Source organism: Mesorhizobium sp. KR1-2 (assembly GCF_040045035.1).
Lineage (GTDB): Bacteria > Pseudomonadota > Alphaproteobacteria > Rhizobiales > Rhizobiaceae > Pseudaminobacter.
Genome location: NZ_JBDZDS010000010.1, coordinates 130,507 through 148,992 on the forward strand (window position 1 = coordinate 130,507; position 18,486 = coordinate 148,992).

General features: G+C 63.2%; 16 protein-coding genes. 2 read left to right on the forward strand and 14 right to left on the reverse strand.

Features of this window, described 5'->3' with window-relative positions:
• Positions 1 to 12: 12 nt before the first annotated feature.
• The 6 genes from trkA to dusB all read right to left on the reverse strand — a co-directional run bounded on the left by trkA (position 13) and on the right by dusB (position 8,786).
• On the reverse strand, positions 13 to 1,389 hold the full coding sequence (trkA, locus tag ABLE85_RS19315) for a Trk system potassium transporter TrkA (protein ID WP_348794335.1): 1,377 nt from the start codon (positions 1,387 to 1,389) through the stop codon (positions 13 to 15).
• Between the two features lie 37 nt (positions 1,390 to 1,426).
• Positions 1,427 to 2,788: a sigma-54 dependent transcriptional regulator gene (locus ABLE85_RS19320; RefSeq protein ID WP_348794336.1), complete on the reverse strand. Its 1,362-nt coding sequence runs from the start codon at positions 2,786 to 2,788 to the stop codon at positions 1,427 to 1,429.
• Positions 2,778 to 5,069 (reverse strand): PAS domain-containing sensor histidine kinase, encoded by a 2,292-nt coding sequence (locus tag ABLE85_RS19325; protein ID WP_348794337.1) that lies wholly within the window; start codon positions 5,067 to 5,069, stop codon positions 2,778 to 2,780. The genes ABLE85_RS19320 and ABLE85_RS19325 overlap by 11 nt, the downstream gene beginning before the upstream one ends.
• Before the next feature lie 116 nt (positions 5,070 to 5,185).
• Complete coding sequence (gene ntrC / locus ABLE85_RS19330) at positions 5,186 to 6,640, reverse strand: nitrogen regulation protein NR(I) (protein ID WP_348794338.1); 1,455 nt, start codon at positions 6,638 to 6,640, stop codon at positions 5,186 to 5,188.
• Positions 6,637 to 7,779: a nitrogen regulation protein NR(II) gene (locus ABLE85_RS19335; protein WP_348794339.1), complete on the reverse strand. Its 1,143-nt coding sequence runs from the start codon at positions 7,777 to 7,779 to the stop codon at positions 6,637 to 6,639. The genes ntrC and ABLE85_RS19335 overlap by 4 nt, the downstream gene beginning before the upstream one ends.
• Positions 7,776 to 8,786, reverse strand: coding sequence for a tRNA dihydrouridine synthase DusB (gene dusB / locus ABLE85_RS19340; RefSeq protein WP_348794340.1), 1,011 nt, complete (start codon positions 8,784 to 8,786; stop codon positions 7,776 to 7,778). Before dusB ends, ABLE85_RS19335 begins: the two co-directional genes overlap by 4 nt.
• A gap of 169 nt (positions 8,787 to 8,955) precedes the next feature.
• Here dusB and ABLE85_RS19345 point away from each other — a divergent pair, with 169 nt between their 5' ends.
• Together ABLE85_RS19345 and ABLE85_RS19350 are read left to right on the forward strand one after the other, a co-directional pair.
• Entirely contained in the window at positions 8,956 to 10,146 is a 1,191-nt protein-coding gene (locus ABLE85_RS19345; protein ID WP_348794341.1) for a bifunctional 2-C-methyl-D-erythritol 4-phosphate cytidylyltransferase/2-C-methyl-D-erythritol 2,4-cyclodiphosphate synthase, read from the forward strand.
• On the forward strand, positions 10,143 to 10,628 hold the full coding sequence (locus ABLE85_RS19350) for a CinA family protein (protein WP_348794342.1): 486 nt from the start codon (positions 10,143 to 10,145) through the stop codon (positions 10,626 to 10,628). Before ABLE85_RS19345 ends, ABLE85_RS19350 begins: the two co-directional genes overlap by 4 nt.
• On the opposite strand, the gene ABLE85_RS19355 is transcribed toward ABLE85_RS19350, so the two are convergent.
• The 8 genes from ABLE85_RS19355 to pdhA all read right to left on the reverse strand — a co-directional run bounded on the left by ABLE85_RS19355 (position 10,629) and on the right by pdhA (position 18,387).
• The gene (locus tag ABLE85_RS19355; protein WP_348794343.1) at positions 10,629 to 11,090 is read right to left on the reverse strand and encodes a type II toxin-antitoxin system RatA family toxin; all 462 of its coding nucleotides are present in this window, start codon (positions 11,088 to 11,090) and stop codon (positions 10,629 to 10,631) included.
• Positions 11,090 to 12,064: a lipoyl synthase gene (gene lipA / locus ABLE85_RS19360; protein WP_348794344.1), complete on the reverse strand. Its 975-nt coding sequence runs from the start codon at positions 12,062 to 12,064 to the stop codon at positions 11,090 to 11,092. The genes ABLE85_RS19355 and lipA overlap by 1 nt, the downstream gene beginning before the upstream one ends.
• An 8-nt stretch (positions 12,065 to 12,072) precedes the next feature.
• A complete protein-coding gene (locus tag ABLE85_RS19365; protein ID WP_348794345.1) occupies positions 12,073 to 12,357 on the reverse strand; it encodes a GlsB/YeaQ/YmgE family stress response membrane protein in 285 nt (94 codons plus the stop codon).
• 79 nt (positions 12,358 to 12,436) lie between these two features.
• The gene (lpdA, locus tag ABLE85_RS19370; protein ID WP_348794346.1) at positions 12,437 to 13,882 is read right to left on the reverse strand and encodes a dihydrolipoyl dehydrogenase; all 1,446 of its coding nucleotides are present in this window, start codon (positions 13,880 to 13,882) and stop codon (positions 12,437 to 12,439) included.
• Between the two features lie 15 nt (positions 13,883 to 13,897).
• Positions 13,898 to 14,539, reverse strand: a complete 642-nt coding sequence (locus ABLE85_RS19375; protein ID WP_348794347.1) for an SGNH/GDSL hydrolase family protein — start codon at positions 14,537 to 14,539, stop codon at positions 13,898 to 13,900.
• Positions 14,540 to 14,548: 9 nt separating this feature from the next.
• On the reverse strand, positions 14,549 to 15,910 hold the full coding sequence (locus ABLE85_RS19380; protein WP_348794348.1) for a pyruvate dehydrogenase complex dihydrolipoamide acetyltransferase: 1,362 nt from the start codon (positions 15,908 to 15,910) through the stop codon (positions 14,549 to 14,551).
• Positions 15,911 to 15,925: 15 nt separating this feature from the next.
• Complete coding sequence (locus ABLE85_RS19385) at positions 15,926 to 17,329, reverse strand: pyruvate dehydrogenase complex E1 component subunit beta (protein ID WP_348794349.1); 1,404 nt, start codon at positions 17,327 to 17,329, stop codon at positions 15,926 to 15,928.
• Positions 17,330 to 17,343: 14 nt separating this feature from the next.
• Entirely contained in the window at positions 17,344 to 18,387 is a 1,044-nt protein-coding gene (gene pdhA / locus ABLE85_RS19390; RefSeq protein WP_348794350.1) for a pyruvate dehydrogenase (acetyl-transferring) E1 component subunit alpha, read from the reverse strand.
• Between the last annotated feature and the right edge of the window lie 99 nt (positions 18,388 to 18,486).

Here is an 18,486-nt window from a genome sequence, read left to right on the forward strand (position 1 = left end):
CGCGATATCCCCCTAGAAGAACTCCAAACTGACGCGAAACATCTGCTCGACATGACGTACAGCGTCGGCCAGCGCGAAAATGACCACCCGATCCCTTGGCTGAATCCTCGATCCACCGCTCGGCTTGAGAACCTGCCCACCGCGGTAGATCGCGCCGATGCGCGTACCCTCGGGCAGGTTGAGATCGCGCAGATAGGCGCCCACCAGCGGCGATGTCTCCAGCGCCTCGGCCTCAATAATCTCAGCCGCGCCGCGCTGAACGCTATGGACGGCGCGAATGCGCCCGCGGCGAACGTGTTGCAGCACGCGCGAAATGGTGACCGAGCCAGGATTCACATGTGCGTCGATACCGAGCGACTTGCTCAGATCCTGATAGGTGGGGTTGTTGATCAGCGCCAGATTGGCCTTGCAACCAAGTCGCTTGGCCATGACGCTGGAAAGCACGTTCACCTGGTCATTGTTGGTAAGCGCAACCATCAGATCCGCATTCTGGATATCGGCTTCCAACAGCAGCTTCTGGTCCAGCGCGCTGCCGTTGAGAACCACGCTGCGGCGAAGCTTGTCAGCGACGGCGACCGCACGCTCGCGAGACGATTCAACGATCTTGATCTTGGTGCGCGGCTGCCGCTGCTCGATGATGCTGGCGACATAGAGCCCGATATTGCCACCACCGGCGATGACGATTCGCGTGGCTTCCGTCTCCTCATGGCCGAAAAGGCCCAGGGTCCGGCGCACCTGCTCCCTGCTCGTTACGACATAGGCTATGTCGCCCGGCTCAAGCCGGTCGGCGGAGTGCGGGATGAACAGGTTGCCGGCGCGGGTGATGCCGACAACCGTCGACGGCAGGTCTGGAAACAGATCGGAAAGCTGCTCCAGCGGCGTATGCACGACCGGGCAATCCTCCAGACACTCGATCGCGACCATCGCTATGTTATTGTCGGCGAAGCGCACGACATCGGTGGCGCCGGGCAGAGCAATGCGCCGCAGCACCATTTCGCCCACCTCCATCTCCGGAGAGATGATGACGTCGATCGGCATGTGCTCGCGCGAGAACAGGTCCTGGTAGTGCGGCCGCAGATAGGATTGGGCACGGATGCGCGCGATCTTCATGGGCACGTTGAAAAGCGCGTGCGCCACCTCGCAGGCGACGATGTTCACCTCGTCGTAGAGAGTGACGGCGATGATCATGTCGGCGTTCTGCGCCCCGGCTGCCTCCAGCACCTCTGGATGCGAGCCGTGCCCGACGAAGCCGCGCACGTCGAGTGCATCGCGCACGGCATGGATCAGCTCCGGCGAAGTGTCGATGACGGAAACGTCGTTTTTCTCGGCGGCCAGACGCTCGGCGATGCCGTAGCCGACCTGTCCCGCGCCGCAAATGATGACGCGCATCTCTAGGCTGCCGGCCGGTTATGCGGATGATACAATCTCAAACTCCGAGCGATTTGAGTTTTCGGTGAAGTGCCGACCGCTCCATACCAATGAATTCCGCCGTGCGCGAGATGTTGCCGCCGAAGCGGTTGATCTGCGCGATCAGATATTCCTTTTCGAACATCTCCCGCGCTTCCCGCAGCGGCAATGCCATGATGTGCTGGTCGGACTGGTTGGGCGCGCGCGGCATGACGTCGCCGATCTCCGAAGGCAGCAGGTCGGCGGTGATCGGCGCCTCAACATCGTCGCCGCGCACCAGGATCATCAAGCGCTCGATGTTGTTGCGCAACTGGCGCACATTGCCCGGCCAGTTGTGCGCTTGCAGCACGGCCATGGCATCGTCCCCGATGCGGCGCGGCTTGATCCCTGCCTGGCGTGCAACCTGCTTCACAAAGCCGTCGACGAGATAGGGAATGTCCTCGCGTCGCTCGGCGAGCCCCGGCACCGTCACCGGCACCACGGCCAGGCGATGATAGAGGTCTTCGCGGAAACGCCCTTCGGCGATCATGGCTTCCAGGTTCTGCGCGGTGGAGGAGATGATCCGAACATCCACTTTCACCCGCTTTGTGCCGCCTACTCGCTCGAACTGCTGGTCGACGAGCACCCGCAGGATCTTGCTCTGGGTCTCGCGCGGCATGTCGGCCACCTCGTCGAGATAGAGGATGCCGCGGTGCGCCTCCTCCAGCGCGCCGACCTTGCGCTCGCCGCCGTTGGATTCGGTTCCGAAAAGCTCGATCTCCATACGCTCGGGCGTGATTGTCGCGGCGTTGAGGGAAACAAAGGGGCCGTTCTTGCGCGACGACAGGGCATGGATGGCCCGCGCTACCTGCTCCTTGCCGGAGCCGGATGGGCCAACGATCATGATGCGGCTGTTGGTCGGCGAGACGCGCTCGATGGTCTGCCGCAGATGCGTCATGGCCGACGACATCCCGATCAGCTCGAACGAATCGCCGTTGCGCATCTTCAGGTCCGACACCTCGCGCTTGAGCTTGGAGGTCTCCAAAGCCCGTTCGGCGATGAGGATCAGCCGGTCGGCCTTGAATGGCTTCTCGATGAAGTCATAGGCCCCACGCCGAATCGCCGAAACCGCCGTTTCGATATTGCCGTGACCGGAGATCATGACGACCGGAAGGTTGGGATGCATGACCTTGATCTCGTCCAGCAACGCCAGTCCGTCGAGGCGCGATCCCTGCAGCCAGATATCAAGGAAAACCAGCCTCGGGACACGATCGGCGATTGCAGCCAGAGCGCTGTCGGCGTCGTGGGCCGTCCGCGTTTCATGACCTTCGTCGCTCAGAATACCGGCGACGAGCTCTCGGATATCTTCTTCGTCATCGACGATAAGAATGTCAGATGCCATTACCGACCTTTTCAGTTTTCAGTTCGTTTTCAGCACGTTCTTCATCTCGCTTCGGCGTCGGGGCCTCGGCGGTCGCGGGAAGCAGGATGCTGACCATTGCACCCCGCCCCTCGTGAAAATTTGCCGGCGCGTCGTGGAGCTCCAACCGGCCGCCGTGGTCTTCGACAATCTTTTTGACAATCGCGAGGCCGAGGCCGGTCCCTTTTTCGCGCGTCGTCATATAAGGCTCGAGGAGCCGCTGGCGGTTTTCACGCGGCAACCCCTTGCCGTTGTCCATCACATCGACCCGGATCATCGAGCCATCGCGCCGAGCCTGGATCCGGATGGCTCCCTTTTCGCCGTTCCCGCGTTCGGCCGCATCGATCGCCTCCGAGGCGTTCTTGATGATGTTGCCGAAGGCTTGCGAAAGGAGACGGCTGTCGAAGGTCCCTTTGAGCGGCTCGCTTCCGAAATCACGTTCAAAGGCGACGTCCGCACGGCTGACTTCGACCAGGAACGAGGCCTCCCGCAACGGCTCGCGCAGGTCGATGTTCTTCATCTCCGGCTTGGGCATGCGCGCGAAGGCCGAGAACTCGTCGACCATGCGCCCGATGTCCTCGACCTGGCGGATGATAGTGTCCGTGCACTGATCGAACACTTCGCGATCCTCGGTGATCACCTTGCCGTAGCGCCGGCGGATGCGCTCGGCGGAAAGCTGGATCGGGGTCAGCGGGTTTTTGATCTCATGGGCGATGCGGCGGGCTACGTCGGCCCAGGCGGACGACCGCTGCGCCTGCATCAAATCGGTGATGTCGTCGACCGTCACGACGTAGGACTTGTCCTGTTCCTCGCCGTCGCCCTCTTCGATCGTCACCTGCACGTTGAACGTGCGCTCTGCCCCGGCGCGGTAGAAGGTGACCTGCTCGCGGTAGACCCGGCGTCGCGAGGTTCGTGCGATCTCGAATACGCGACCGACATGCGGCAGGATCACCGACAGGTTCTGTCCGACCGAAGCCTCGGCCGAAATCGCCAGCATGCTTTCGGCGGAGCTGTTGACGATGGTGAGCGTACCGAACGGGTCGACGCCGATAATGCCGGCGGTCACGCCCTCCAGAACGGCCTCCGAGAAGCGTCGCCGCTCGTCAGCAAGATCCTTGGCCCCCAGAATCTCGTCGCGCTGCGACTTCAGCTGCAAAAGCATCTTGTTGAACGTGTCGCCCAGCGACGCGACGTCTCCGTCGGAAGGGCGCACTGGAACAGAGACGTCGAGGTTGCCGGTGGCGACCTCGTCGGCCGCGCCAATCAGCTGCCGGATCGGCCGGACGAGCCTATCGGCCACGGCAATGCCGGTCCAGATCGCAGAAAGAATCACGATCAGGGTGAGCGATAGATAAGGCAGCGCAATGGCCACCTGCGATGTACGCCGGTTGGCCTCCAGCCCCCTGTATTCGTCCGCGTTGGCGCGCACGATCTCACGCGCCTTGATGACCTCGGGGTCGACCAGGCGCATCGTGTACAGATAGAGCCCGTCGAGCTCGCGCAGCTTGACGATGGCGCCGACGATGTTGCGGGTTCGCGGCTCGATCAGGACGACCTTGCCTTCGGCGGCTTCCGCCGCGGCCCCGGCCGGCGGCTCGGGCATGGCGAAATCGGCCGGCGTCTGCGCCGTCATTACGAAGGAGCCGTCCGCATTGATGAGTGCCGCATGGGCCAGCGCGCGGCCCACCGCCTGCTGGCTCATAAAGTTGCGGAAGCCGGTGCGGTCGAGATTGTAGAGCGTGCGCGCATTGTCCAGGTCGTAAGCCATGGACAGCGTCGTGCCCTGCAGGTTGCGCGCGTTTTCCTGGACGTAGGCGTCGGCGATGGAGAGCGAGTAGTTGACGATGGTTTTCGTCCGCATCTCGAACCAGCGATCGAGGCCGATGTTGAGCGTGATCGAGGCAATGACCGCGACCGTGATGGCGGGGATGGCCGCCACCAGCGCAAACATGGTGACGATGCGCACATGCAGCCGCGACGCGGCCTTGCCGACCCGTCGCGCCGACAAAATGCGATGCACCTCGCGCACGATCAGCGCGACCAGGAACAGAATGAAAGCAGCATTCACGCCGATAACGGTCAGCGTGATCGTCTCATTGGGTGTGAGCGGCGTCGCGCCGACCAATATGGCGAAGGAGACACCGGCCGTCAGCAGCGCGCCAACCACGGCGACAATGCCAGGCAAGGCGAGAAGCCGGCGGCCATCGCCGCCGGCCGCCGTCGGAAAAGTGGATCGCCTGAATTTGCCCGCCTGATTCGCCATGCCGCCTACTGGACCGTGATTGCGTCGACCTATGCAACGCATTGTGGCGATTATGCAACAAGACCGTCGGCTACGGAAATGTTTGGCGCAGTTTCAGCAGATATCCCCCAAGGAAATCAGCTTTGTTTGGAATTCCGATAGACGTTGACGCCCAGCTCGCGGATTTTCTTGCGTAGCGTGTTGCGATTTAGTCCGAGCAACTCGGCTGCCTTGATCTGATTGCCGCGCGTCGCCGTCATCGACGCCAGCACCAGCGGATACTCGACCTCCGCGAGAATACGGTCATAAAGGCCCGGCGGCGGCAGATCGCCTCCAAATGACGCGAAATAGCGCTGCAGAAACATCTCCACGGCCTGACCGATCGACAGGTCGTCCGGCATCGTGCCGCCTTCCGGCGCAGGTTCCGGGCTCGTGCGCAGTTCGGCTTCGATGATCTCGGTGGAGATTTCATCCTGTGGATAAAGTGCGGCGAGGCGCCGTATCAGGTTTTCCAGCTCGCGCACATTGCCGGGCCATGGATAGCGCTTCATCAGTTCGAGGCCGCCGCTGGAAATCCGCTTGGCCTGCAGGCCCTCACTCTCGGCCCGCTTGAAGAAGTGGCGGGCCAGGTCGGCAATATCCTCGGAGCGTTCGCGCAGGGGCGGCAGACGCAGTGGCACGACATTCAGGCGATAAAACAAGTCCTCGCGGAACAGCCCCTGGGCGATGCCGGCGCGCAGATCCTTGTTGGTGGCGGCAACGATGCGAACGTCGGTCTTGATCGGCGTGCGGCCGCCGACGGTCGTGTACTCGCCCTGCTGCAGCACGCGCAGGAGGCGCGTCTGCGCCTCCATCGGCATGTCGCCGATCTCGTCGAGGAACAGCGTGCCGCCTTCGGCCTGTTCGAAGCGGCCGGTGGAGCGGTTCTGCGCCCCGGTGAAGGCGCCTTTCTCATGACCGAACAGCTCCGACTCGATGAGATCGCGCGGGATGGCCGCCATATTGATGGCGACGAAGGGGCCGTTGCGCCTGCGGCCATATTCATGCAGCGCGCGGGCGACCAACTCCTTGCCGGTACCGGACTCGCCCGAGATCATCACCGTCAGGTCGGTCTGCATCATGCGGGCCAGCATGCGATAAATGTCCTGCATGGCAGCCGAGCGCCCGATCAGCGGCATCGCCTCCGGCTGATCGTCCTGGCGTTGCTCGAGCTTCGGCCGCTTCGGTTCCGACAGGGCGCGCGTGACGATGTTCAGCAGTTCGGTGAGATCGAAGGGCTTCGGCAGATATTCGTAGGCCCCGGCCTCGGATGCGCGGATGGCGGTCATGAAGGTGTTTTGCGCACTCATCACGATCACCGGCAATTCGGGCCGAGCCTTCTTGATGCGCGGCAACATGTCGAAGGCGTTTTCGTCCGGCATGACGACGTCGGTGATCACCAGATCGCCCTCGCCCGCCGCGACCCAGCGCCATAGCGTGGCTGCATTGGAGGTAACCCGCACCTCATGGCCCGAGCGGGACAGAGCCTGGTTGAGCACGGTGCGGATCGCGGCGTCGTCGTCCGCCACTAGAATGTTGCCGCGAGGCGTCATGCCGGGTTTCCTCCCTTGTGGTCATCCTGGGGCAAGGACGTGTCCTTCCAGGCCGGCATCAGCACGCGAAAGGTCGTGCCGCGCGGGGTGGACTCGCATTCGATCACCCCGCCGTGCTCGCCGACGATCTTGGCGACCAGCGCAAGCCCAAGTCCCGACCCGTTGGGCTTGGTGGTGATGAAGGGATCGAACAGGATCGGCAGGATGTCTTCGGATACCCCGGACCCGTTGTCGTGCACGCAAAACTCGAGGGGCAGCGAAACGCGATCCTGCGATCCCGGCACCGACACCCGCATGCCCGGCCGGAACGCCGTCGAGAGCGTGATCTCGCCGTCAGTGCGCGAGCCGATCGCTTCGGCCGCATTCTTGATCAGGTTCAGGAACACTTGAACCAGTTGGTCCCGGTTGGCGAAGACCGGAGGAAGCGACGGGTCGTAGTCCTCCAATATGTTGATCTTGCGCGCAAAACCATTGCTGGCGATGGCCTTCACGCGATCCAGGACAACGTGGATGTTGACCGGATAGCGTTCGATCGGGCGCTCATCGGAAAACACCTCCATGCGGTCAACGAGCGACACGATGCGGTCAGTCTCGTCGGTGATCAGCCGGGTCAGCGCACGGTCCTCGTCCGACACGGCCGTTTCCAGAAGCTGGGCGGCACCGCGAATGCCGGAGAGCGGGTTCTTGATCTCGTGCGCCAGCATTGCCGCAAGCCCGGTGACCGAGCGGGCCGCGCCGCGATGGGTCATCTGACGGTCGATCTTGTCGGCCATCGAGCGTTCCTGGAACATCACGACGACCGAGCCCGCCAATTCCGGCACCGGCGCGACATAGATGTCGACGATCTTCTCCACGCCCAGTCGTGGCGACGAAATGTCGACGCGATATTCGTTGACCGGAGCAAGCCGCTCGCGCACCTGTTCGATCAGCGCCAGGATCGGGCTGCCGAAGGGTACGAAGCGCTCCAGGGTCGCACGGGCGAGCATGGCCGCGCTCACACGGAAAAAGTCTTCGGCGTCGGCATTGGCGTAGGTGATGTGATCGTCGGCGTCGACCATGATCACCGGCCTTCGGATCGTGTTGAGGACGATCTGGGCGGCGTCCGCCGGACCTGGCGCCGGGACATCGTTCGCGCTCATGCGGCATCCCTCGCATCGAGCTCTGACACAGCTAAGGCCTCCCGTAAGCCTCGGATCACCACCGCCGGATCGAGTGAGGTCATCACTGCCTTGCGGAGTTCCTGTGAGGTCGCGGCCGCATGGCGGTCGAGGTACCAGCCGAGATGCTTGCGCGCCTGCCGCAGGCCGCTTTCCACCCCATAGAGCGCCAGCATGTCCTCGTAGTGCGCAATGACGTAGTTGGTAAGTTCTTCCGCCGAACGCGGTACATCAGCGGCGGCACCCGTAGCTATATAGCCGGCAGCCCACGGCGCGCCGTAGCTTGCACGGCCGACCATCACGGCGTCCGCCCCGGATTGAGCCAGGATTTCGGCGGCATCGGCAGGACTGCACACATCCCCATTGGCCACGACTGGAATGGACACCGCCTCCTTGACGCGCGCGATGGCGCGCCAGTCGGCCCTGCCCTGATAGAACTGGCAACGCGTGCGGCCATGCACCGTGACCATTCGCACGCCGGATTCTTCGGCACGACGCGCCAGCACGGGCGCATTGAGAGCCGCCTCGTCCCAGCCAAGACGCATTTTCACGGTCACCGGCACGTCCACCGCCCCGACGACAGCGTCGATGAGGGACACGGCATGATCGAGATCACGCATCAGCGCCGACCCCGCGTAGCAGCCCGTCACCTTCTTGGCGGGGCAGCCCATGTTAATGTCGATGATATCGGCGCCTTCGCCTGCGGCGATGCGCGCACCCTCGGCCATATGCTTGGCTTCCCGACCGGCAAGCTGGACCATGTGCACCGGCAAGCCGGAATGTCGGATGCGTCGCCCGGATTCGGAATGGCCTTTCGCAAGCTCGCCACTGGCGACCATTTCCGACACAACGAGCCCGGCGCCATGCGCATAGGCACGCTTCCGGAAGGCGTCATCGGTGATGCCGGACATGGGCGCCAGAAAAACCCGATTGCGGATTTTGACGCTGCCGATTTCGAGCGGCTCTGCGTGGGCCGGGGGATTTGGCATGCACAAATACCAAGCAATTTGTCTGACTGCTTATTCTGTAACCAGAGCGCATCTATTGTGCAATGCAGAAAAATGGCGCGGACATGGCGCTGGCGGGAAAAGTCTGGCCTTCCACGCAGGCTGCGACTAAGCCTCAGCCATGGAAAAACGCGAACCTGAATCGTCAAACATGTCGACCGCCGTGGTGATTGTTGCTGCCGGCCGCGGGGAGCGCGCCGGCCAAGGAGACGGGCCCAAGCAATATCGCAAGATCGGCGGCCGGGCTGTCCTCAGCCATACGGTTGCGACCTTCCTCAATCATCCGGGCATCGGCGCGATAGCCGTGGTGATCCATCCCGACGACTGCGAACTGTTGAATGCAGCCTTGGGCGACCTCGCCGAGCGCGTCCTCGTGGTCAATGGCGGAGCAACGCGGCAAGATTCGACACGGCTCGGTCTTCTGGCCCTGGAGCAGTACCGTCCCGCAAAGGTGCTCATTCACGATGGCGTCCGGCCCTTCGTCGACGCCCCGCTCATAGACCGCGTCGTTACCGCCATCGACGGAGGCCACGGCGCGCTGCCTGCCCTGCCCGTTTCGGACACGCTGAAGCGTGAGGCCGCCAATGGCACCATAGCGGAAACCATCGCCAGGGCCGGGCTTCATGCCGCGCAGACGCCGCAGGGCTTTCCATACGAGGCGATCCTGGCGGCGCACGAAAAGGCCTTTGCGCAAGGCCGCAGCGACTTCACCGACGACGCGGCAATCGCCGAATGGGTTGGCATGCCGGTTCGCATTGTGCCCGGCCTGCCCGACAATGTGAAACTGACCTGGGCAAGGGATATCGCCATGGCCGACCAACGTCTTTCCGCATCGAATGGAAGCTTTCCGGATGTCCGCACCGGCAACGGCTACGACGTGCACTCCTTTGAGCCGGGCGATCACGTGACGCTGTGCGGCGTCGACATTCCCCATAGCAAGAAACTCTCCGGCCATTCCGACGCCGACGTGTGCCTGCACGCGCTGACGGATGCACTGCTGGCCACTTGCGGCGCCGGGGACATCGGCACCCATTTCCCGCCTTCAGACCCGCAGTGGAAGGGCGCGGCCTCGCGCATCTTCGTGGAACACGCGGTCAAGCTGGTTCGTTCGAGGGGCGGCCGCATCGCCAATGCCGACATCACGCTCATCTGCGAGGCGCCTCGCGTCGGGCCGCATCGCGAGGCCATGACGGCGGCGCTTTCCGACATGCTCGGCATCGACCAGGGCCGCGTTTCGGTCAAGGCAACGACGAACGAGCGGCTTGGCTTCGTCGGCCGCGAGGAAGGTATCGCGGCGATCGCGACCGCGAGCGTGGTCTATCCCGGGGAGTTGCCTGAATGAACGAACTGCACGAACTCGCCGACAGTTTCCTAAAAGCCTGCGCCGCGCGCGGCATCATGGCGGCAACGGCGGAATCCTGCACAGGCGGCATGATCATCGCCGCCCTGACCGATATTCCTGGCTCGTCTGCGGTGGTGGACCGCGGCTTCATCACCTATTCCAATGAAGCCAAGATGGACATGGTCGGTGTCTCGCCGGCGACGCTGCGAGCCCACGGCGCAGTATCGCGCGAAACAGCTCTGGAGATGGCCGCGGGCGCAATCCAAAACTCTCGCGCCAGCATCGCGCTTGCCGTCACCGGCATCGCCGGGCCGGATGGCGGTTCGGCGGAAAAGCCGGTCGGGCTGGTCTGGTTCGGTCTGGCTCAACGCGGCCAGCCAACGATTGCGGAAAGCCGCCTGTTTCCGAATGAGGGGCGCGACTTCATCCGCCGCGAGACGGTGCGGACCGCCCTTACGCTGGGCCTGAAAGCGCTCGGCTGATCAGGCCACCTTGGCCGGGCCGTAGATTTCCGTCGCGCGCTTTTCGAAGGCGTCCACGAACATGCGGAAGGCGCGATCGAACATCGCCCCCATCAGCGCACCGAGTACGCGGCTCTTGAACTCGTAATCGATGAAGAAATGGATATCGGTGGCGCCGCCATCCGTGGCATCGAACCGCCAGATATTGCTGAGATAGCGGAACGGTCCGTCGAGGTATTTCACGTCGATGGCGTGTTCGTCCGGCTTCAGGTGAACCTGGCTGGTAAAAGTCTCGCGGATCGCCTTGTAGCCGACAGTCATGTCGGCCACGAGTATCGTGCGGCCGTCGCGTTCCTTGCGCGTGCGCACGCTCAGCGCCTCGCACAGAGGCAGGAACTGTGGGTATTTTTCCACGTCCGCAACCAGCGCAAACATCTGGTCCGGCGCATGGGTTACGCGGCGTATGGTCTCGAACTTTGGCATCAGGCTGAAGCTTGAGCGGCCTTCCTGAGCTGCTCTTCGCGGGCGGCGCGCAGCTTCGCGAAATCGTCGCCGGCATGGTGCGAAGAGCGCGTCAGCGGGCTCGAGGCGACCAGCAGGAAGCCCTTGCTCAGGCCGACCGTCTCGTAGGACTTGAATTCCTCAGGCGTGACGAACTTCTTCACCGAATGGTGCTTCTTGGTCGGCTGCAGATACTGGCCGATGGTCATGAAGTCGACGTCGGCGCTGCGCAGGTCGTCCATGAGCTGCAGCACTTCGTTACGCTCCTCGCCGAGGCCGACCATGATGCCCGACTTGGTGAAGATCGAAGGGTCGAGTTCCTTCACCCGCTGCAGCAGGCGAATGGAGTGGAAATAGCGCGCGCCGGGCCGAACGGTCAGATAGTTCGACGGCACGGTTTCGAGATTGTGGTTGAAGACGTCTGGCTTGGCCGCGACTACGATCTCCAGCGCGCCGTCCTTACGCAGGAAGTCCGGCGTGAGGATCTCGATCGTCGTATCGGGGGTCAGCGCGCGGATCGCAAGGATCACATCGGCGAAATGCTGCGCACCGCCGTCCGCCAAGTCATCGCGGTCGACCGAGGTGATGACGACATGGGAGAGCCCCATCTGGGCCACTGCCTTCGCCACGCTCTCGGGCTCGTTCGGGTCGAGCGGCAGCGGCTTGCCCGTCGCCACGTTGCAGAAGGCGCAGGCGCGGGTGCAGATCTCGCCCATGATCATGAAGGTGGCGTGCTTCTTTTCCCAGCACTCGCCGATGTTGGGGCAGCCAGCCTCCTCGCACACCGTCACCAGCTTGTGCGACTTCACGATCTCGCGCGTTTCCATGTAGCCCTTGGACACCGGCGCCTTGACGCGGATCCAATCCGGCTTGCGCAGCACTTCCTGGTCGGGCCGATGGGCCTTTTCGGGATGCCGAACGCGCGGAGCGGTGGAGAGATCGAGCACAGTGACCATGTCAGTTCCTAGCGCGGCCGCGCCGATTGTGTGCGGCCGAATATCCAGAGAATAATGATCGCCCCGGCTATGGCGACCAGCAGATTGCCGAAGAAGCCGTAGTAATGGACCTGGAGAAGGCCTGCGAGGGTTCCACCGACAAACGAACCGGCGATGCCGACCAGGACGTTGGTGAAGAACCCGTGTTCACGGTTCATCGTCCTCTCGGCGACATGGCCGGCCAGAAAGCCGATGACGAGCATGCCAAAGAAGCCGACGCCCGGCATGCTCATGATCCCAACGCTCTGGTCCATCACAGTCTCCTAGCGACCGCTGCCAAGCCCCATATAAGCCACAAGCCGCCGAAACAACAGCCCGGCGGGGTGCCTGCGGCTATGCGTTCAGCGCACGGCCATAGGCGTCGAGCACGCTCTCCTTCATCATCTCCGACAAGGTCGGGTGCGGGAAGATCGTGTGCATCAGTTCTTCCTCGGTGGTTTCGAGGTTCATCGCCACGACAAAGCCCTGGATCAGCTCGGTCACTTCCGCGCCGATCATGTGGGCGCCGAGGAGCTGGCCGGTCTTCTTGTCGAATATGGTCTTCACGAAGCCCTGATCCTCGCCAAGCGCAATGGCCTTGCCATTGGCGACGAACTGGAAGCGGCCGACGCGGATGTCGTAGCCCTGCTCCTTGGCCTTGGCTTCGGTGAGACCGACGGAGGCGACCTGCGGGTTGCAATAGGTGCAGCCCGGGATCTTCAGCTTGTCCATCGGGTGCACGTTCGGCAGGCCGGCGATCTTCTCGACGCAGACGACGCCCTCATGCTCGGCCTTGTGGGCCAGCATGGGCGGTCCGGCAACGTCGCCGATGGCGTAGATGCCCGGCACATTGGTGCGGCCGTAGCCATCAATTACAACGCAACCGCGATCGGTTTTCACGCCGAGCGCTTCCAGGCCAAGGTTTTCGATGTTGCCCTGCACACCGACAGCCGAGATCATGCGGTCGGCAGTGATCTTCTCGACCTTGCCGTCCTTGAGTTCGACATGGGCGGTAACGGAGTTGGCACCCTTCTCGACCTTGGTCACCTTGGCCTCGAGCAGGATCTTCATGCCCTGCTTTTCGAACTGCTTCTTGGCGAAGTTGGAAACCTCTGCGTCCTCCACCGGCATCACGGCCGGCATGACCTCGACAACGGTCACGTCCACGCCGAGCGTGCGGTAGAAGCTTGCAAATTCGATGCCGATTGCGCCCGAGCCCATGACGAGCAGCGATTTCGGCAGTTCCTGCGGAACCATGGCCTCAAAGTAGGTCCAGATCAGCTTGCCGTCGGGCTCGATGCCCGGCAGCGCGCGCGGCCGCGCACCGGTGGCGAGGATGATGTGCTTGGCCGTATACGTGCCCTCGCCCTTGACGTTCTTGGGCACCGGATGCTGCGGCTCCATCGGCTTCTTCGAAGACTTCGAGACGACGATCTCGCCGGGCTTGGTCAGCTTCGCCTCACCCCAGATCACGTCGACCTTGTTCTTCTTCATCAGGAAGCCGACGCCGCTATTCAGTCGCGCTGACACGCCGCGCGAGCGATCCACCACGGCCTTGACGTCGGCGCTGACCGTGCCGTCGATCTTGAGGCCATAGTTCTTGGCGTGCTCGGCATAGTGCATGATCTCGGCCGAGCGCAGCAGCGCCTTGGTCGGGATGCAGCCCCAGTTCAAACAAATGCCGCCAAGATGCTCACGCTCGACGATGGCCGTCTTGAAACCGAGCTGCGCCGAGCGCACGGCGGTGACATAGCCGCCAGGCCCCGAGCCGATGATGATCACGTCGTAATTTTCGGCCACAGCCATCTCCTCAAGTCAAAGCGCGAGCATCACCCGCACCAGCGGCGCGAGCGCTTCGCCAATTTTGCGTGTGTTGGCGGCATCCAGATGCACGCCGTCGAGCGGCGTGGTTTCGGCAACAGAGCCCGCATCGAAAAAGCCGCAGCCGGCATCGTCGGCCAGCGCAGAATACAGGTCGGCCAGCTTGCGCGACGCACTGTCGCCACCGGCGAACATCTGCGCAAACTCCACATTCTCGGTCCTGCGGATGGAGGGCGGCGAAATCAGCAGGATCTCCGGAGCCTCGGCCTCCAGCGGGTAGGCGTGGCCGCGTACGATCTTCACCAGCCGGCCCATGCCGTGTTTCGCGGCAAGCGGATTGCCATGGACCCAGGGCTTCATGTCGTTGGAGCCGAGCATGATGACGATCAGGTCCAGCGGCGAATGCGTGCCGAGCAAGGTCGGCAGCACGCGCGTGCCATTGCGATCTTCCGGCGCGGAGTGGTCGTCGAAAGCAGTGGTGCGGCCGTTCAGGCCTTCTGCTATGACCCGCACCTCGTCTCCCAGCGCCGCCTGGAGCACGCTGGGCCAGCGGTCCTCCAGCGCATGGCGCGAAGGACCGGCCGCATTGTAACCCCAAGTCAGCGAGTCGCCGTAGCAGAGGACGGTTTTCACCAAAGCCACCTCTTATACGAGCATACCCATCGGGTTCTCGATGTGCCGCTTGAACGCCGCGAGAAGCTCGGCGCCCAGGGCGCCGTCAACCGCGCGATGGTCCGTCGACAGCGTCACCGACATCATGTTGGCGATCTTGATCTCGCCGTTCTTCACCACGGGGCGCTCTTCGCCCGCACCCACGGCCAGGATGGTCGCGTGCGGCGGGTTGATCACGGCCGAAAAGTCCTTGATGCCGAACATGCCCAGATTCGACACCGCCGTGGTGCCGCCCTGGTATTCCTCGGGCTTCAGCTTGCGCTCGCGGGCACGCTTGGCGAAATCCTTCATCTCGTTGGAGATGGTGGACAGGCTCTTTTCCTCGGCCCGGCGCACGATCGGCGTGATTAGCCCGCCAGGGATCGACACGGCAACGCCGACGTCGGAGTGCTTGTGCTGGATCATGGCCGAGTCCGTCCACGACACGTTGGCGGTCGGGACGTCACGCAGAGCCAGCGCCATAGCCTTGATGATCAGGTCGTTGACCGACAGCTTGTAGGCCGGCACATCGCCCTTCTCGGTCTTGCGCGTCGGGGCGGCGGCGTTGAGCTGGGCACGTAGCGCCAGCAAGGCGTCCAGTTCGCAATCGAGCGTCAGGTAGAAATGAGGGATGGTGGTCTTGGCCTCGACCAGACGCCGCGCGATGACCTTCCGCATGTTGTCGTGCGGGATCAGTTCGTAGCTGCCCGGTTCGAACAGCTTTAGCACCTGCTCGTCCGACATGGCCTTGGCCGCAGCAGGAGCCGGAGCGCCCGCGACCGGTGCGGCTGCCGGGGCAGCCTTGGCGCCGCCGGTGGAGATCGCCGTCTCGACGTCTGCCCTCACCACGCGGCCATGCGGGCCCGTGCCCTTTACGGCCGAGATATCGACGCCAGCATCCTTGGCGATGCGCCGCGCGAGCGGGGACGCAAAGACGCGGCCTTCCTGGGCGACCGCCTTGCCATTCGCCACGGCTACCGGTGCTGGCTGGACAGCCGGCGCTGGCTGCGGCTTGGCTTCTTCAACCTTTGCCGGGGCAGGTGCAGCGGCCTCCGCCTTCTGTGCCGCCGGCTTGGCGCCGCCGTCGGCCTTGGCGGCAGCACCCGCATCCTCGCCCTCGCCCGCCAGAATGGCGATCACGGCGTTGACCTTCACGCCTTCGGTGCCGGCCGGAACGACCAGCTTGGCGACAGTGCCTTCATCGACGGCTTCGACTTCCATCGTCGCCTTGTCGGTCTCGATCTCGGCAATGACATCGCCCGGAGCGACCTTGTCGCCTTCCTTGACCAGCCACTTGGCGAGGTTGCCCTCTTCCATGGTCGGCGAAAGGGCGGGCATGGTGATGTTGATCGGCATTTTCCGCGCCCTCCCTCAGCCGCGATAAGTGACGGCCTTAACCGCCTCGACGACCTCGCCGACATTCGGCAACGCCAGCTTCTCAAGGTTGGCCGCGTAGGGCATAGGCACGTCCTTGCCGGCGATGGTGATCACCGGCGCGTCGAGATGGTCGAAGGCGCGCTGCGAAACCTGGTTGGCAATGTAGTCGCCGACCGAGCTCTGCGGGAAGCCTTCCTCGACCACGACCAGACGATTGGTCTTCTTCACCGAGGCGATGATGGTGTCGAAGTCGAGCGGGCGAATGCTGCGCAGATCGATGATCTCGGCGTCGATGCCCATCTCGCGCAGCTCGGCCTCGGCCTTCACCGCATAGGTCATGCCGATGCCGAAGGAGACGATGGTTACGTCCTTGCCCGTCTTGTGGACGCGCGCCTTGCCGATCGGGAGGACAAAATCGTCGAGCTTCGGCACGTCGAACGACTGGCCGTAGAGGATCTCGTTCTCGAGGAAGATGACCGGGTTCGGATCGCGGATGGCCGCCTTGAGCAGACCCTTCGCGTCGGCCGCCGTATAGGGCATCACGACCTTCAGGCCAGGAATATGGCTGTACCAGGCCGCGTAGCACTGCGAGTGCTGGGCGGCGACGCGGGCAGCCGCGCCGTTCGGACCACGGAAGACGATCGGGGCGCCCATCTGGCCACCGGACATGTAGAGCGTCTTGGCGGCCGAGTTGACGATCTGGTCGATCGCCTGCATGGCGAAGTTGAAGGTCATGAACTCGACGATCGGCTTCAGGCCGGCCATCGCCGCGCCGACGCCCACGCCGGCAAAGCCGTGCTCGGTGATCGGGGTGTCGACGACGCGACGCGGACCAAACTCCTGCAGCAAGCCCTGCGTGATCTTGTAGGCGCCCTGATATTCGGCGACTTCCTCGCCCATAACGAAGACGTCTGCATCGCGGCGCATTTCCTCGGCCATCGCGTCGCGCAGCGCTTCGCGGACGGTCATGGAAACCATCTCGGTGCCAGCGGGAATGTCCGGGTCGGCGGCGACTTCGATTTTCGGCGCGGCAGGAACCTTGTCCGCAGCCTTCGCCTCCTGAGCTGCCTCCCCAGTGACTGCAGGGGCAGCCTGAGGTGCGACTTCCTGCGCAGCAGGCGCTGCCTTCGCCTGGCCGATATCGGCAGCGCTTTCGCCATCAGCCAGCAGAACAGCGATCGGCGTATTCACCTTGACGCCTTCGGTACCGGCCGGGACAAGAATCTTTCCGAGCGTGCCTTCGTCGACGGCTTCGACTTCCATGGTCGCCTTGTCGGTCTCGATCTCGGCGATCACGTCGCCAGCGACAACCTTGTCACCTTCGTTCTTGAGCCATTTGGACAGGTTGCCCTCTTCCATCGTCGGGGAGAGCGCGGGCATGAGGATTTCGATCGGCATGTCTCAGCCCTCCCTTACAGCGTGATGTCGGTATAGAGCTCGGAAGCATCCGGCTCCGGATCGGTCTGCGCGAACTCGGCCGCATCGGCAACGATGTCGCGAACCTCCTTGTCGATCGCCTTCAGGTCGTCTTCGCTCGCCCACGTCTTCTCAAGCAGCCGCGCCTTCACCTGCTCGATGGGGTCGTGCTCGGAGCGCATCTTCTGCACTTCTTCCTTCGAGCGGTATTTCGCCGGATCCGACATCGAGTGGCCGCGATAGCGGTAGGTCAGCATCTCGAGGATGATCGGGCCCTTGCCCGAGCGGCACCATTCAACCGCCAGATCGGCAGCCGATTTGACTGCGCGCACGTCCATGCCATCGACCTGGATGCCGGGAATCTTGAACGAAGCGCCGCGATGCGAAAAATCGGTCTCCGCCGAAGAGCGGTTCACCGACGTACCCATGGCGTAGCGGTTGTTCTCGATGATGTAGATCACCGGCAGCTTCCACAGCGAGGCCATGTTGAAGCTTTCGTAGACCTGGCCCTGGTTGGCGGCACCATCGCCGAAATAGGTCAAGGCGACGTTCTTATTCTCGCGATAGCGGTTGGCGAAGGCCAGTCCGGTGCCCAGCGACACCTGAGCGCCGACGATGCCGTGGCCGCCATAGAAATTCTTCTCCTTGGAGAACATGTGCATGGAGCCGCCCTTGCCCTTGGAGTAACCTCCACGGCGGCCGGTCAGCTCGGCCATGACCCCACGCGGCGACATGTCCATGGCAAGCATATGGCCATGGTCACGGTAGGCGGTGATCATCTGATCGCCATCGGTCAGCGCCATCTGCATGCCGGTGACGACAGCTTCCTGGCCGATATAGAGGTGGCAGAAGCCGCCGATGAAGCCCATGCCGTACAGCTGTCCCGCCTTCTCTTCGAAGCGCCGAATCAGCAACATGTCGCGATAGGCCTTGAGCTCTTGCTCCTTTGTGAAATCCGTGGGCTTGGGCGCCACGAGCACGGAATTCGATTTGCCGTCCGCTTTCTGTTTAGCGGACGCCTTCCTGGCGGCAGAGGCCATACATCACTCCCTGGTAATGTCTCTTTCCGGACATTGGAGGGAGCAGACTTCTCCCTCCGGTTGGGACTGAAGCTAGCATGCAACGCCACCTTTCGCCAT